This is a genomic window from Nanoarchaeota archaeon (assembly GCA_018897155.1).
GTDB lineage: Archaea > EX4484-52 > EX4484-52 > EX4484-52 > LFW-46 > LFW-46.
The window spans coordinates 17456-33064 of the sequence record JAHILE010000047.1 but is presented as its reverse complement, the minus strand read 5'-3'; the positions used below and the strand labels follow the sequence as shown (position 1 = coordinate 33064).

Annotated in this window: 17 protein-coding genes; 9 read left to right on the top strand and 8 right to left on the bottom strand. The window is 39.0% G+C overall.

Annotation, left to right across the window (positions count from 1 at the left end; genetic code table 11):
* Positions 1-1187: 1187 nt before the first annotated feature.
* Positions 1188-2783, top strand: a complete 1596-nt coding sequence (locus KKB09_06435; protein ID MBU4300828.1) for an ATP-binding cassette domain-containing protein — start codon at positions 1188-1190, stop codon at positions 2781-2783.
* 74 nt (positions 2784-2857) lie between these two features.
* On the opposite strand, the gene KKB09_06430 is transcribed toward KKB09_06435, so the two are convergent.
* Both KKB09_06430 and KKB09_06425 read right to left on the bottom strand, forming a co-directional pair.
* Positions 2858-3598: an ABC transporter permease gene (locus KKB09_06430; protein MBU4300827.1), complete on the bottom strand. Its 741-nt coding sequence runs from the start codon at positions 3596-3598 to the stop codon at positions 2858-2860.
* A gap of 43 nt (positions 3599-3641) precedes the next feature.
* The gene (locus tag KKB09_06425; GenBank protein ID MBU4300826.1) at positions 3642-4598 is read right to left on the bottom strand and encodes an ABC transporter ATP-binding protein; all 957 of its coding nucleotides are present in this window, start codon (positions 4596-4598) and stop codon (positions 3642-3644) included.
* Positions 4599-4726: 128 nt separating this feature from the next.
* Here KKB09_06425 and KKB09_06420 point away from each other — a divergent pair, with 128 nt between their 5' ends.
* Together KKB09_06420 and KKB09_06415 are read left to right on the top strand one after the other, a co-directional pair.
* Positions 4727-6196 carry a B12-binding domain-containing radical SAM protein gene (locus tag KKB09_06420; GenBank protein MBU4300825.1) on the top strand — a complete coding sequence of 490 codons (1470 nt, stop codon included), beginning with the start codon at positions 4727-4729 and terminating at the stop codon, positions 6194-6196.
* A gap of 72 nt (positions 6197-6268) precedes the next feature.
* Positions 6269-7642: a hypothetical protein gene (locus tag KKB09_06415; GenBank protein ID MBU4300824.1), complete on the top strand. Its 1374-nt coding sequence runs from the start codon at positions 6269-6271 to the stop codon at positions 7640-7642.
* A 231-nt stretch (positions 7643-7873) separates the two neighbouring features.
* Here the strand turns inward: KKB09_06415 and KKB09_06410 are convergent, their stop codons facing one another.
* Positions 7874-8071: a hypothetical protein gene (locus KKB09_06410; GenBank protein MBU4300823.1), complete on the bottom strand. Its 198-nt coding sequence runs from the start codon at positions 8069-8071 to the stop codon at positions 7874-7876.
* Positions 8072-8141: 70 nt separating this feature from the next.
* Here KKB09_06410 and KKB09_06405 point away from each other — a divergent pair, with 70 nt between their 5' ends.
* Both KKB09_06405 and KKB09_06400 read left to right on the top strand, forming a co-directional pair.
* The gene (locus KKB09_06405; GenBank protein MBU4300822.1) at positions 8142-9023 is read left to right on the top strand and encodes an antirestriction protein; all 882 of its coding nucleotides are present in this window, start codon (positions 8142-8144) and stop codon (positions 9021-9023) included.
* Positions 9024-9198: 175 nt separating this feature from the next.
* Positions 9199-9366 (top strand): hypothetical protein, encoded by a 168-nt coding sequence (locus KKB09_06400; GenBank protein ID MBU4300821.1) that lies wholly within the window; start codon positions 9199-9201, stop codon positions 9364-9366.
* Positions 9367-9522: 156 nt separating this feature from the next.
* Here the strand turns inward: KKB09_06400 and KKB09_06395 are convergent, their stop codons facing one another.
* The 4 genes from KKB09_06395 to KKB09_06380 form a co-directional block, all read right to left on the bottom strand.
* Positions 9523-10020: a hypothetical protein gene (locus KKB09_06395; GenBank protein ID MBU4300820.1), complete on the bottom strand. Its 498-nt coding sequence runs from the start codon at positions 10018-10020 to the stop codon at positions 9523-9525.
* Positions 10010-11077 carry a thermonuclease family protein gene (locus KKB09_06390; protein MBU4300819.1) on the bottom strand — a complete coding sequence of 356 codons (1068 nt, stop codon included), beginning with the start codon at positions 11075-11077 and terminating at the stop codon, positions 10010-10012. Before KKB09_06390 ends, KKB09_06395 begins: the two co-directional genes overlap by 11 nt.
* A gap of 23 nt (positions 11078-11100) precedes the next feature.
* On the bottom strand, positions 11101-11259 hold the full coding sequence (locus tag KKB09_06385; protein ID MBU4300818.1) for a hypothetical protein: 159 nt from the start codon (positions 11257-11259) through the stop codon (positions 11101-11103).
* A 75-nt stretch (positions 11260-11334) separates the two neighbouring features.
* Positions 11335-11886: a DUF4352 domain-containing protein gene (locus tag KKB09_06380; protein ID MBU4300817.1), complete on the bottom strand. Its 552-nt coding sequence runs from the start codon at positions 11884-11886 to the stop codon at positions 11335-11337.
* Positions 11887-12064: 178 nt separating this feature from the next.
* Between KKB09_06380 and KKB09_06375 the strand changes: the two genes are divergently transcribed.
* The 4 genes from KKB09_06375 (at position 12065) to KKB09_06360 (ending at position 14301) form a co-directional block, all read left to right on the top strand.
* Positions 12065-12334 carry an ArsR family transcriptional regulator gene (locus tag KKB09_06375; GenBank protein MBU4300816.1) on the top strand — a complete coding sequence of 90 codons (270 nt, stop codon included), beginning with the start codon at positions 12065-12067 and terminating at the stop codon, positions 12332-12334.
* Between the two features lie 213 nt (positions 12335-12547).
* Entirely contained in the window at positions 12548-12817 is a 270-nt protein-coding gene (locus tag KKB09_06370) for a hypothetical protein (protein ID MBU4300815.1), read from the top strand.
* Positions 12798-13562 (top strand): hypothetical protein, encoded by a 765-nt coding sequence (locus KKB09_06365; protein MBU4300814.1) that lies wholly within the window; start codon positions 12798-12800, stop codon positions 13560-13562. The genes KKB09_06370 and KKB09_06365 overlap by 20 nt, the downstream gene beginning before the upstream one ends.
* Before the next feature lie 220 nt (positions 13563-13782).
* Positions 13783-14301: an acylphosphatase gene (locus KKB09_06360; protein ID MBU4300813.1), complete on the top strand. Its 519-nt coding sequence runs from the start codon at positions 13783-13785 to the stop codon at positions 14299-14301.
* 231 nt (positions 14302-14532) lie between these two features.
* Here KKB09_06360 and KKB09_06355 read toward each other — a convergent pair whose 3' ends face one another.
* The gene (locus KKB09_06355; protein MBU4300812.1) at positions 14533-15588 is read right to left on the bottom strand and encodes a PGF-pre-PGF domain-containing protein; all 1056 of its coding nucleotides are present in this window, start codon (positions 15586-15588) and stop codon (positions 14533-14535) included.
* Between the last annotated feature and the right edge of the window lie 21 nt (positions 15589-15609).

Here is a 15609-nt window from a genome sequence, read left to right as displayed (position 1 = left end):
CTGAATCCTATTGAACGGGATTTTGGATTGATACAACGATTTGTTTTGAACAACAGCGATTTTCAAACTGTAAGAGAAGGCATGAATGCTATCGGCGCATACATAGAAAAAGAGCTATCATTTAGTTGAAAGTGTACTTAAATGAAGTCTTCCCAGAAATAGGTTCTTGATTCTTGGAATCAAGCAATAGCACGATGAATTTCTGAAGCTCTGACATATCCTCAATCAATTCATCTGCTTCTGACATAGTAATCACAAACTATATTGTATTCCTTTAATACTTATATGTTATTCTGCTGGCTTTTTTCATACCTTGACAGTTTTGCCGTCATATGTTATAACGTCCGTCGCGCAGATAAACCGAAAGTGCGTGACGCATAATTCGAATACTATTACGCGCCACGTTTTTCTGTGCTACGCTCAGTAAAGGGAACTGATTATAGAAGAAGTATTCGTGGCGTCAAGCATTCTTATGCCGTAGTATTTTCTGTCAACCGCTTCAGCCCACATTACCAATAAATCGTTTTTCATGCAAATCACCGAATATTATGCGCGGTTTGGGTTCGGTTTTTGAAACTTCAGTGGCCAAAGAGGCCTCCGAACCCACCAGCGCAGGATGTTTTAAGTCCAAGAATAACGTGCTTTTTGCGGTATATATAACATCGCCTTTGGCGTTGCCGATACGCTGAGATAATTGCCGACAACGTAAGCCATAACGTGTGCCGGACAAAACAGACACCTGTGGAAAGGTCGAACAGGATAATGCCGGGTGAGTAAATAGCTCCGATGAGAACATTACGCAGCAGTTTATGATAGCGTAGATACGCATCTGAGGTAATTGTTAGGATAAAGCCGGAATACTCCAACACAACGATTAAACATTAGCCCCACGCGTTCTATTCATGCGCGCCACAGACGCGCGTTATACTAACACACAAACACACAGCAAATGGTGAGCATTTCAGGCCGTAAGGGTGAACATTGCGCGTCATATCAACTCATCGAAAGAGCACGTTATAGAAATTTCAGCAAGTTCAGGATGGTCTCCCCCATATCTTGACAATCTCCGCATTCTCCGTCAACAGAGGCAACGCTGTCGAATGGTCATATTAGCATTCGTTCAAAAGTAGTAAAGTAACCAGTATTTTTAAATATCACCTCGAATATAACACTATATAGTGATATTTATGGAGTATGTAAATATATCCGGTCTGAAGAAATCATATGACCGACCAATATTTGAGAATGCAAATCTGTCAGTGAATAAAGGAGACCGGATAGCATTAATAGGGCAAAATGGCAGAGGGAAAACAACACTTATTAAGATAATAACTGGTTTAGAGGATTATGAGGGGGGAACCGTAAGAAAAAAGAGCAACCTTCTGATTGTGTACGCTCCACAGGTATGGGAATTGGATGCTAAAAAAACCAGCAGGGATGTTTTAAAGACTATGGATGCTCGGTTAGCCGAAATCAACAACATATTGGCCGATCCTAAAACGTACGAGTTCCAAGACAGAATGAATCGGGTTTTGGTGGAATATGACACGATAGTGTCATCCTCAAGAAAGCCGAATGAGAAGCGATTCTATGAAATACTAGAGGCTATGGGTTTTCAAGAAGAAGATTACGATTTAACAATCAGTAATCTAAGTAGCGGTCAGAAAACCAAACTTTCTCTAGCAAGAGCTCTTTCGCAAGAGGGGGATTTCTATATTCTTGATGAACCCACGAACCACCTGGATTTACCCTCGAGAGAATGGCTTGAAGATTATCTTAATAAACTCGATACACTACTCATGGTTTCTCATGATAAGCAGTTTATAAACAATGTGTCCAACAAAATTGTGGAATTAGATGACGGACGATTGAAATCATACTCTGGCAATTATGAGACTTATTTAGAAGAAAAATCAAAGGACCTAAAACGAAGAACCGATTTATACGAACAGCAACAAGAAGAGGTAAAGAGATTGCGGGAGTCTGCGCGAATTAAAGCAATCTGGGTACAACAAGGCGCAGTAAAGTTGGGCAGAACCGTAAGAAGCATCCGGAAAAGAGCAGATAGATTGGAAAGAGGTGCTATTGAGAAGCCCAGGGATACAACTGGGAAAATGCGATTAAATCTTAAAGAAGATAAACGCGGCTCAACCGAGATGGTCGAATTTGAAAATGTTTCAAAGGGCTATAAACACCGACATATAATCGATGATTTTAACGAAGTCATATATCGGGGAGATAAAATCGCGTTGCTTGGACCTAACGGTCATGGCAAATCGACATTAATAAAAATGATTTTAGGCGAAGAACCATTTGAAGGAAGTATAAAGCGTGGCCAGAATGTCAAGATTTCATATTATGATCAGGAATTAAACACACTTAATAATGAGAAAACAATATTGGATGAAATTTATGTGTCCAGCGGAAGCATGGATGAAGGCAAAGCTCGTGGTCTTTTAGCCAGCATGCTTTTCAAGGGTGATGATGTCCTGAAAAAAATCGGGAAGTTAAGCCTCGGAGAAAGATCGCGGGTTATGCTCTCTAAATTCATGGCCGAACGTTCGAATTTTTTAATCATCGATGAACCGCTCAATAACCTGGATATTGTCTCAGGCGAATTGCTTCAAAGAGGGCTACAAAATTATGATGGCACACTATTAACTGTGAGTCATGATAGGTCATTCATAAACGGTCTATGTAACAAGATATGGTATCTTGAAAATGGGATGATACACACATTCAATGGCAACTACGACTTATTCAAAGAGTACTATGAAGAATGAGTTTAAACGTTTACTCCCGCAAGAAATCTTCCGCGCTTTAGCGCAGAGTGAATTGCATGAGGTGGCGTTAGGTTTTAACTTAAAATGGTCTTACCTTTTTTTCTTTCTTGAAATATGGCGCGTTCAAAAACGTGGTAAAAAAATACTAGATATATAAGTGATGTTACAAGTCCATACAAAAGTGTCCTCCATAGTATACCCTCTGAGAAGCCCATGTCGATTCGTATTGCCTCAATTGCATATGTGGTCGGAAGAATGTAAGCGATCGCCTGAATAATTCCAGGCAACATGTTTAATGGATAATATACACCTGAAAAGACCATCACAATACCAGGTACCGACCACACAAGCACTGCGTTTTCTTTATTGCCTAATAAGATTATCGAATTAATCGCAAGACCGGTAGCCACCGCAAAAATGAATATTATTATAAAAGAAATGACAGAAGCCACTCCTGCAGAAAATATACTAAAACCGAAGAAAACTGAACTGAGTATATTCAGAATTAATAATGAGATGCTACTTATTAAAAGTCCAAAGAGCGAATTTCCAATAAGATAATCGACTAATGTAGCTGTTGAAATCATTGAATGCTTTAAGCAGTAGTCCCAGATATCTAATAATATGCCGTATACTACAACACGCTGGCAAAGATCGTAGAACGTCCATGCGATTACACCAATCATGACAAACGGTACAACATCAAGAGGCGAACCCATCGCACGAAGGTATAATGCAAGTAGCCCTATTGAAAATAAAGATACAAATGGATATATAAAAAGAGTGGCTTTTTCAACAGTACTTTTCTTATACATAATATAATGCTTATAAAAATATCCCTTAACATGTGAAAACATTTTATTCCTCCGAACGTATTAAGCGCAAAAACGCCTCTTCAAGTGTTGCTTTTCTTACTTCAACATGCGATAATACAACCTTTTTATCTTTGAGTGCGATAAGAATTCTTTCAACAGTTGATGGACCGCCGCTAATGTAAATAATGGCCTCACTTTCATTAACTATGACACTACGCACACCGGAAATTTTTTCTATGAATTTTGTATCACCGAGTATTTTCTCAAATTTTGCGATCATAGTTGTATCTACATTAGCCGATGTGGTTATTTGTTCTACATTTCCCTTAGCTATTATTTTTCCATGATGTATTATTGCAATATCATTACATAGTTCTTCAACTTCTGAAAGATAGTGAGACGTAAGAACAATAGTCATTTTTTCTTTTAAAACAAGATTTTTAAGGTATTGACGTATGTTCTTCGCAACCTCCACATCAAGCCCTAAAGTTGGTTCATCTAGAAAAAGAAGTTCGGGACTATTAATAAGTGCCTTTGCCAGAGCAACTTTCTGCTTCATACCTGTAGAAAGTTCGTGAAATTGATCGTTTGCAAACTTCTCAATGCCGAGTTCTTTTATGAGTTGATTTGATTTTGTTTCAATATCCTTCTCACTCATACCATATAAAAGACCGTAATATTTCAGTATTTCTCGAGCCGTGAATATGTAAAAAAATAGTGAATTTCCGCTGCAAATATTAATTTTTTTGGCGAGTTCAATTCTCTGCTTTTCTGGATCGCAACCGAGCACTTTGAGTACACCTTTATCAGCTTGAAGGAGACCTGATAATATATATATTAACGTGGTTTTACCCGCTCCGTTTTGACCGAGCAAACCAAATATCTGATTTTTTTTAATTTCTAACGAGAGATCGATTATAACTTTTTTCGAGCCACCATCTTGTTCAAATGATTTTGTTAGATGATTAATATTTATGGCTAACTCATCAACATTACTCATAACCATATTTTGCTAATTACTTTCTTATGCTTATGCATCATTTTCATCACAATCATTGATTGATGGGATTGTGTTGAATTTTAAATATATTTAAATGTACTTTAACCATTAATAAGTAGTTGAGATTTATGCGAGAACTTGTCTTCGTGAACAGTCCCTTTATAAGAAAAAATCATCTTGACTCTGAAGAACAAGAATTCTTTGATGTGTATTTTGAGAAAACTAAAAAGATGCTAAACGAAGAGCAACAAAGTCAATACGAAAAATATCTCTCCAAGTCAGTAAATCTCTCTAGCGGGATGAGTGTACCTATATATGATTTACCCGCTCCGCCTCTTTGGATAAGTTCATTATCACCGGTAGCGAAAGATGCAGGATATTCTCCAAACGTTTTAGATCTAACCTATCTCAGTTTTGTGGAGCACGCTTTAGATAACGTCGGTGAGAAAATACATGACACTAAAGGAGATATATTTCTCTTCTCATCATTTACCAACAATTATCACATTGTTGAAAAAATTGCACAACATATCAAAAAATCTAATCCTGACGCAATAAACATTATCGGAGGCCATCATGCTTCCTTTATGGCAGATAATATTTTAGGAAAGACATTTGATATCGTAGTGAGAGGGGAGGGAGAAAAAACTGTTGAAGAACTTTTACGCGCGTTGGAGTGGGATCGCAGTCGCTTAAATACAATTGATGGAATCTCCTATTTTGCCCAAAACACAATACATCACAACGCGGACCGAAAATTAATCGAGAATTTGGATTCTTTACCGATGCCAGACTACGACATACTCCCAAACACTTACAAGGACATATTCTCAGGGCGGATATTCGCATCTCGCGGATGTCCGATGAAATGTTCTTTTTGTGCAGAATCTCTTTGGAGCAAAAATTATCCGAGATATAGATCTGTAGATCGCGTTATGGAAGAAATTGAGTTAATGAAGGAAAAATTGAACATACGCGATTTATGGATTAACGATGAAACATTTACTTCAAAGAAAGAATATGTGACTGCAATTTGCGATTCCATACCAGAAACAGGGCTTTCTTGGTCGTGCCAAACAAGAGCTGATTTTGTAAATGAAAAAACACTTTCTAAAATGAAAAATAGTGGCTGCGATGCTGTGTTTTTTGGTGCTGAAAGTGCCGATCAGAACATTCTAGATATAAATAATAAAAAATTGGACGTAAGGAAAATAACGGATGCGTGTTCACTAGCAAAGTCAGTTAATATGCCGGTTGCTACAAACTGGTTGGTTGGCTTACCTGGAGAAAGTAGAGAAAGTGCAATAAAGACTATCGAATATGCAGAAAAACTCATATTAAAAGGTCTTACGAATCTTGTAGATTATTATATTTGTGCACCTTACCCAAGTACGGACATATATAGAAGACCCGAACACTACAAAGTCAAGATAAATTCATCAGATTTTTCAAAATACAGGGAAGATACAGTATCTGTGATGGATACAGAGTATCTAGATGCTGCGTCAATTCATAAATTATGGAAATACGGATTATCTACGTTTGCATCTGCTATGAAATCGGTAGAAAATGTACCTAATAGTCCTAACGTTCCATAAAAAGTATTTATAAAGTATATATCACAACTAAATAGTAAGAAATATATCGGTAGTAGATTTCAGTGATGCACTATGACAAAATCCGGACTTAATTATGAGGGTCTTAAAAAAAGCGATAAACGAAAAGAAACCGCTGAAGATCATGCTTTCTTAGAAGAAATTATGGGTGAGCGATGGACCGAAATACGTGATTCTTGCAAGCGACCCTATGAAGATATAGAAAAGTGGCAGTTTAAAAGAGTAAAAGAGCTTGTTACTCACGCATATGAAACCGTTCCATTATATGAAGAAAAATACTCTGCTGAAGGATTCGAGCCCGAAGACCTACAAACATGGAATGATTTTAAAGCATTGCCCATTCTAACAAAAGAAGAGTTGATTTCAGCATTTCCAGATAAGTGTATGAGTTCAAAGCACAATTTTGAATTTATGACAACAAGCAGCGGCTCCTCTGGAAAATTTGTTACTGTAGTAGTTTCACGTAATGCCGTTTATGAAGATACTCTTCAAGGTATTAGACAATTCGATTTTCAAAGCGGAGGAAAGTATCATCCGGAAGATAAGGCATTATTTATCTATACCACACCCTGGTGGATTACATCTGTAAACGGAAAATATTCTACGGAATTTCTTTCAACAACCGCTAAACCGGAAGACGCTATCAAAGTTATAGCTGAGGTTAAACCCAAAGTTCTATCTACCTATCCGACATACTTGAGAAATCTGGCGTCTATCGGTGCAGATCTGAAAGGATCGGGCGTCGAATTAGTCATAATACATTCAGAACAATCCACTCTTCGCGAACGCGAAGCTTTAGGAGAATATTTCGGTGTGCCTGTACTTGATGAATTCAGTAGTGAAGAATTGACACGAATTGCACTCGAATGTCCCATGCATAAGTATCATCTTGAAGAGGATGCATGTTATGTTGAAATAGTTGATCCAAAAAACCCGAAAACTGAACAAACTCCGGGAAAAATGGGTCTTGTGTTAGGTACGAATCTTTTGAATGAAGCAACACCGATTATACGATATCATCAGGGAGACTTGGCAATTCTTAACGAAACTCAAAAATGTTCCTGCGGAAGTAACTTTCGGATACTAAGTTCTCCAAAGGGAAGAATCATGGACAGTATCCGTATAGACTCTGACGGGACTTCAGTTCCTGCATCATCCTTCATGGATCTGGCATATAATTGGTGTTTAAGCTTTGACATTCCCGCCCATGGAATGAGATACCAAATTGTACAATCTCAGGAAGACTTAGTGGATGTTTATATTGTTCCCGGACGTCACTCCTTTGATAATGGGATGTCTGAAACGATAAAAGAAAGCATGTACGAATTGCTTCCAAGAAATATCAATGTTGACGTTCATATTGTCAATGACGTTCCATATCATAAGACCACAAAATTTAGGCCCGTATTGTCGTTGATTAAAAAATGAATAGTTTATTTTTAAAATAGAAACGCTTTGCTTCTTCGAAAGCGCCATTCTGTCCAAGGACACATACAACATCAGTCATCGTTCAAGCATAAAATTGGGTGAAGTTTATAATAGGGTTGTTTAGCGCCGCGATTAGTTATACATCCGCGCATCCGCGCGGATATACGCGCCTCGTTCCACCTTCGCTACGCTCAGGACGAACTCGGCGCGGACGACTGCAATTTCTGAACCTCAAACCGCTTCCTCTGGTCGCTTTGTCGAGAACCAGAAATCGCACGTTTTAGCATGTCTCTTTAAGTCGTCATCGGCAACGGCAGGAGTCAAAAAAGTATGTCGAATAATATTATGCGCATCCTCATACTCGCTTTTCAATCGCTCACAGGCAGATAGTCTTCCTTCGGATTTTCCCATTAGGCAGTTGGTTTTCATAAGTATGTCGCTTAAAGCATATTCTTCTTCTGCGGAATCAGATAAGCCCTAAGCTCCGACAAAGCGAAATATGAAAACCAAACTTTGTGAGGAAAGTTCCTCTAAGGAAATGAAAAATAGCCTTGAATCTGTGGCTGAAGAAAAACTCGTGAATAAAGAAGAAAACCCGAAAATACGCGATGCTATGACGAGCATTTTGAAACTCTTTGAAATGGAAAACCTTGAAGTTTTTACGCAAGCCGTGTTTAAAGCGCCGGAAGGATATAACAAGCCTTCGGATAACTGGAGCTTCCTCAATCGGGTTTTAATGTTCAGCGCCGGAACTTCTGACGCAAGAGGGTTTCAGCAATGGCGAAGTGCAGAAAGGCATGTTAGCGCAGGCAAACGCGCCATAACTATTTTTGGGCCTTTGATGAAGAAAATCCAAGATCCAAAAACACAGGAAGAAAAAATGATACTCTACGGCTTTAACTCGATTCCGGTTTTTCGATTTCAGGACACAGAGGGAAAGGAATTACCACAAGCTCCGCCGATTGTTCTGAATATTCCCTGTCAGTTCGATGGCATCTTGAAAGAGCTGGATTTGAAAACCGAAGGTATCTATTTCAGCAACGGCTTATACGGTTTTTACTCGCCGCTGCAAAAAACGATAGGCCTTGCCACGCCAGAAATATCAACATTCCTACACGAATTATCGCATGCTGTAGACGACAAATTGCACGGCATAAAAACAGGGCAGAGGGGCGACCAGGAAGTTATTGCGGAATTTAGTGCTAGTGTGGTTGGGGCTCTGCTCGGATACAAAGTTCCTTTCGGAAATTCTAAAAAATATATCGAAAATTATTCGTTTGCGGAACTTACGCGAAACTTAAATCGTTCTGAAAAGGTTATCGATTTTATAATCGAAAGAACGCAGATAAAAGAAATAGAAAAAGGGGCTACAGCCCCATAATCTGCATTTGATTTATTCATTGAGCGGGACACCATCGCTTGCATTGTCCCGCTCCGCGCAGTTGCATATTGTATAATCATTCGGGTGTGTGCCGCCTCGCTGCTGCTCGGCGGCGTCCGTGGCTCGGCAGTAACTGTAGTGAAAGATAAATAGCTGCGCTCACAGGGGTTTATGCATGTCGACAAAGAAAGAAGAGGTATGCATGATTCTGATTTGTCAAGTCAAGAATATGAAATGCTTTGACATCAACAGAAAAACCGTCCGGTCTTTTTCAAAGACAATCGAATACAGCAAAGCCAAAGAAACGGCAGTGCGCGCATTCTTGAAAAAGATTTCTAAATGAATGCTTGCGAAAAATTACGTTTTGCAAAATACCTCCCTCTATAAAATGGAGTGGTATATGCGCGCCCAAAAAAGTGAATTTGTAGAAAATCTCGAAAATGGGCGATGCCATTTTATTTTTTGCTCAAAAAATAGAAGCCCGAAAACCCATTGTTGATTAAGCGAACAAATGCGCAATCCGCCACATATCGCCACCATCAAACTCATACAGGCTATTGAACGCATCCGCAAACAGCGCGAAAGCAAAAAATGCGATAAAGACCTCAACGTATCGGTTCTTGTATTTCGGGGGTATCAGCACCATAAACAATAGCAAGAAAATCGGTGTGGTGAATCCAATGGCTACTGGTGTTATGTAGAAACTGAACTGCTGCTCTTTGGTTGCGTTATTATTGTCGTAAGCTTCCACTTTATCAGGAGCTGTATAAGTCATATTGATGCCTAAATAAGTCAGTTCGTGATGACCGTAAGAAGTGGTGTAATTCCAGCCATACAGCTTTGCTTCCGATTGATGTCCGCGTTCGTGAATATAATAATATGTTGGCGCGGCTAAGAAGAAAGCAAGGATGAAAAGCAGAAAGTAAATCACGGGCTTCTTCAAGGCTTTTGAAGCAAGATTTGCATATCGCTTTAATGCCACCTTATTAACATCCATATGCACGCGCCCAGTCCTCGTTTCCGAACTCGCTTAATTTGCAGTATTTTTTCACGATTGAGGCCTGATTGTTCAAAAGGAGTTCTTTATTGAGATTTTTGCCCTCGCAATAAACAACGGCAACTATGCGGCCGTATTTATCCTTTAATTGAAAATCATCTTGATCTACGATAGCAGTGGAGCCTTTATTGCATAAATTCGCGGTGAATTGCTTGGCCTTTCCATAGCCCCACTGATAGAATTCCGGCGCATCTACCAGAGCAAGCTGGACTTTTTGGCCGTCAATAATTAGCGTATCGCCGTTGGAAACAGATGTTATGGTTCCGTTATAGCACAGTGCATTCCCTTTGCATTCTGTGTCACATTTCTGGGTTTGTCTTTCTTCATTCCCGCATCCATCGGACATCATCCGTTCCTGCGTGCCGTTAATGCACTGCGACCAGTTGCTTTCAGCAGACCAGAACGGATAGCACTTTGCTTTGCAATTTGAACCGTTCAAGTCCCTATTCAATTCGGTGCAGAAGTCGCGCCCACATTTATCGTTTACTTCCCATTTTGCCGAATCTGCGGTGCATATGGAGCCCTTGCAAGAATAAGGATGAGTTACATTACTCTCTCCGACACAATATGATATTGTTTTCGCGGCACATACCTGAACGTCGCAGCTTGCGGCCGCAGGCTGTGTTGTCGATAGAGGCGAAGTTGAACGTACTGTTGAACTGCTCGATTCGATTATTGGTGATGAAGGCGCAGGCGGCGTCGGTGTTGGGGCAGCCGCTGGCAGTTGCACGGGATTTTCTACGGGCGCGCCTGATGGCGACGTTATGGAAATAGAAGGGACCTGATTACTTGAGGCTGTTTTTATTATCGGATACCCGCCTGAGCAGTATTGGTTATCCGGGCAGGCGGAGCAGTAGCCCCAATCGCCGCACACATAAGATCCTGAATCAGAAGGACAAGAATGCCATCGGTGGCAGCCGCTTCTATGGGCTTCTGACGGCGAGACAACCAGCAGGAGTAATATTATTACAAAAAATGTTAATTTTTGGTATTTCATGAATATCACACTATAACGCCTCATTACAATACAGATTTCTTCAGGCGCAAGTATACCACTGTATTGATTACGCCTGCCAAGGCAAAAGCAACTGCGAGGTCGAGCTTATTGTTGCACCATGCACCGGTTCCTAAGCCGAGCATAATTATGGCGAGATAATAGCACATTAAATATAATTTCATACAACCACTTGTTGGAATTTCAATTGGAATATTTCTTGCTCAGAAGCTTTATTTCGTCAGATATTTGCCACCCATTCAACCTTTCGTGAAAGTAGATTGAATTGATACGGTATATTTATCGATACATTCAGGTTTCAAGCCTTCAATATTCTCAGCAGGGTAAATGGATAAAGAACTTACCCATAAACGTTGTGCCTTTAGGCAGTCTGTTGTATCTTTCACTCGCTCAAGATATAGTTCGGTGGGATAGGTATCTTTTAAAATTTCAAATTCGAAGTCTACTGTTTCTGTGTCTTCAGGTCTTATCGAGAAAAAGTAATCGCTATTAAAGACTTTATACTTATACCCTTTATTTACACTCAACACGATATTCATCATATATGATGATCCCGTGCTAGAAAATGGGAATTGTGTTTCCTCCAATCCTAAATTCTTTGCAGTTACATGAATTATTGCAAACTTATAACCATTGTCTGCTTTGGTATAATCATCAATTTTATCAGCAAATCGGACTGAATCAAAAGTAACCGACACATCATTAATTATAGCCGGTTTTCCAAATTCCAATATTGTGGGTTCTTTTTGGACATAATTGTCAATACAACCACTAATAAGAATTACACTCATAATTACTATCAAAAAAATATTACCCTTATTTCTTTGCATTATCAAATCACGCTCTTAATTTTGTCTTTCTTTTACACTCCACTCATAAATCTTATTCGTTCAAGAATTTAAGCTTTTGATACCTTTTTGATACTAAAATGTAACTAATCAATTAACCGAATGCAACTAATCTGCTATAATGGTTAAAATCGATTGGGAGCTCTACAGTTGGATTCTGCGAGGCAGCCAAAGAAGGAAGATCCTTGTTGTCCTCAATAAGCCGAAAATTCCTACTGAAATAAAAACGGAAACCAAGCTTTCAATCGCTCATGTTTCAAAAATACTGAAATTGTTTGAAGCGCAGGGTATTGTAGAATGTTTGACGCCCAATGTTCGTATGGGAAAAATCTACGCCCTTACAAAGAAAGGAGAAACGATACGAAAACAAGTCATTAAGGGAAGTGGTTAATAACAAATAACTTGTCTCTTATGAGATGTTTATTGACACCAGCATCAAATTATCTGAGTAGTCACACCAACAGCAGACAATTGTCGAACTTTATGCTCGACAATCTCGAATCTTTGGTCATGCCACATCGTTAAATTTATATATATTCATTACGACCATATATGCTTATGGCATTTACTTGTTCTCCGAATAAAATTTGCCGGTGAATAGCGTATGAAAAAAGATATTAAGTTTGAAACCTTGGGAAAGGATGAAAAAATTATACTTCTGAGGGCGTTCGATTACGATGTGGACTCTGAAGAGTATGTACTGACACCCAACGGAGGTAGGATACCCTCTGCAGAAATACCCACAAAGTTTTTAAAACTTGAAGAAGCTGCGTTTATTCCGGGCTCATTGAATATCATCGATGGTACACCAGCATCGATTTCTAAATTTATTAGAGAAACGGTGGAGATCCGCGATGGCACCAGGAATCAATGAAATATATGAGGCGATAAAGGATCTTCCAATAAAAGATGTCTTATCGTATCTTGCCGCATTGAAAATTCTCAAATTAGATAAAGGATATGAAAAAATAAAGGCCTTGATTCAAGACAAATACAACGAGGGTAAGTATGCATTTGTTCCAAACAAAGAAGAAGCACAAAAACTGGTACAGTTCTCAGAAGATCCGAAATATAAAGACATCAAGTTATTAGTTCCGAATTATCCGTATATAGATCTCATAAGGACGGGTTTGCTAATTGACTTATATCACACGAGAGACGAACCTGGCGATAGAGAACGAGTACTGAAAATAAAGGAACAAATAAGTAAAAGACCCAACAGTGGTTACTTGCAAAAAATAGTAAAACTTCCAGGAACGCCTTATTTTTCTATGATTATGGAACATATTCATGACTTGAAAAAAATGAATTACTCGGAGAACCAAATCAAAGAGGCTTTTAGTGAAACAATTGATTTATGGCAGACGTCATCGAAATTCATTGACAATTGGGATGGGGAATCGGATATTGTTTCTTTTTGCACCCAACAAATAACCGCTTCAAAACCATTCTTTTTTGTTTTGGGTATGCGACAAGCCGCGAAAAAAGTAGAGGATGTTATTGAAAAATTAACTGTTAGTGGAGTATTTGAAAAAGGTGGCTATGATAGTAAAATTACTAAATCAACAGAAGGAAACAATCCACGTGTAGAATTCCGGTTTACACGTAAAGAGTTTTAGGGAGAATCGATAAGGGAAAGTTTATATACTTCAATGTACAAAAAAGGTAATAGGTGGGTTAATAAACCAAAATTATCCCTCCTGCTTCTGGCGTGAGGAAAAATGTCAAACGCCGTATTGTTGATTTAATACGGTGATGGACGAAATGACTTCTATAAATGAAAGTCAGAAAGAACTGTACCTATTGCATGAAGAAAAGAAATAAGGTTTTTATTAATCTATGACAACAAATATAAAAGAAATTGAACTTATTGTTTCTGGTGAGGTTCAAAGCATTGGCTTTAGGCAATATGCTGCAAAAGCCGCAAGAAAGCTAAAGCTTGCAGGTTTTGCCGAGAACCTTAAAGACGGCACTGTTCTGATTCATTGCAGAGGAACTGATGAAACTATTAGTCAATTCAAAAATCATATCAATGTAAAGAATCCCGATGCAGCACCATTAATCGATGTAGAAGAAATAAAAGAAACGCATCTTGCGCAAGGAACGATTAATGATACAACCTTTTGGGAAAAATACAATGAATCGGTATCCGAAATGGCGCAGGGGTTCTCTACAGGAATGAATTACCTCAATTGCTTCAATGTAAATACGCAAGCAAGCTTTAAGCACATGGATGAAAAATATGGCAAAATTTCTCAGGGTATGTTTTTGGTTGTAGAAGCTATGGAGAAGAGGATGGAAAAGACAGATAAAAACATTGAAGCACTATTGAAAGTTCTTACAGAGAAGAAGGGTTAATCGTTGGGATGTGTATATAAATAAGCAAGTCCAATAGGCAGTATAGCGTTTTACCGTTCTTTTCTTATTTTCAGCCTGAATCTAAGGCTCTGCTACGATTAATATCCGGAATGAAATCATTTCGAGTTTGCTCGAAATCCATTCGCTAAAGCTCTTGGCTCTTTAGGCTTCGCCTAAAGAAGCTTTTTCAGCTTCGCTGAAAAAAGATAGAAATTGCTGTAAGCGATTTCTTTATTTTCTTTTCAGGTAGTATGCTATGCCGAAACCAAGAAGGAGCGCTACAGCAACAATTTCCGCGTTTTTTGACGATTCAAAAAGAGCGAATCCCGTAGGTGATTTTTCCTGTATTGGAGTGGTCGCAGCAATGCCTGAAGACACTTCTATCTCTGATGGGATTATGTTGTTTTCTGGTTTTGGAGCTGCCAAAGGCATTGATTTTTCAACTTTCCCGAAAACGGCAAAGTAAGAAAATCCGTAGACGTATGCCCTGTAGGTATTAAGCGTTTCGGTAGAATCTATTAATTCGGTCCTAAGAGGCTTCCATCCGTTGTCATATCTTTTGAGATAAATCTCGGAAATATTGTTTGCAGCCATCCAGCTTTTGTTCACTGTAAACTCAATTACAGCTTCACTTATGTCAGAATCATTAAAATTGCGCTTTTTGATCTCCAGATATTGATAAACAAGATCTTCTGATTCAAGCGATGTCAAGACAGGCACGTCCGTTAGCAAGGATGCTGTGATGGAAGGATTATTCATAGAGCTTTTGAAATTGACAAGTATTTTTTTAAACGGGCTGTCCTTCAATGCAAGAGTTATCTTAATAGTCCCTGCACTTATGCCCATGCCGCCGCCCGTATTGCTGCCGACCCCTAAAGCTGCCGGCGCGATGTATCGCACATCCCCTGTGACGCTGGCGTTTTCTGTATTGTTCATATTTTTAGCATAAATTTTGTAAGAATATACGATAGACTCTTTGAAAGACGATGAAAGGCTTGCGGTTATACTTTTGGTTCCCGAACCTGAAACAGTTATGCTATTGGTTGCGCTTTTTGTTTCGTCAAAAGTTATTGGAAGCATGTCGCTTCCGGCAAACGTACAGCCTTCTGATGCGCTTGTGCAGCGGATGATCTCAAGAGCATAAGTCCCATTTCCGGAAACTTCAAGAGATATTGTTCGGTCTGATCCCGGCGCTATGCTTGCAGAAAGCGGATTAACTGTTATGCTCAGCGCATTTGCAGCAGGCACTAGCAAAAGCAACATGATGAGCGACACTATTGATTTCATAATCACCATTCAGTTGTTAAA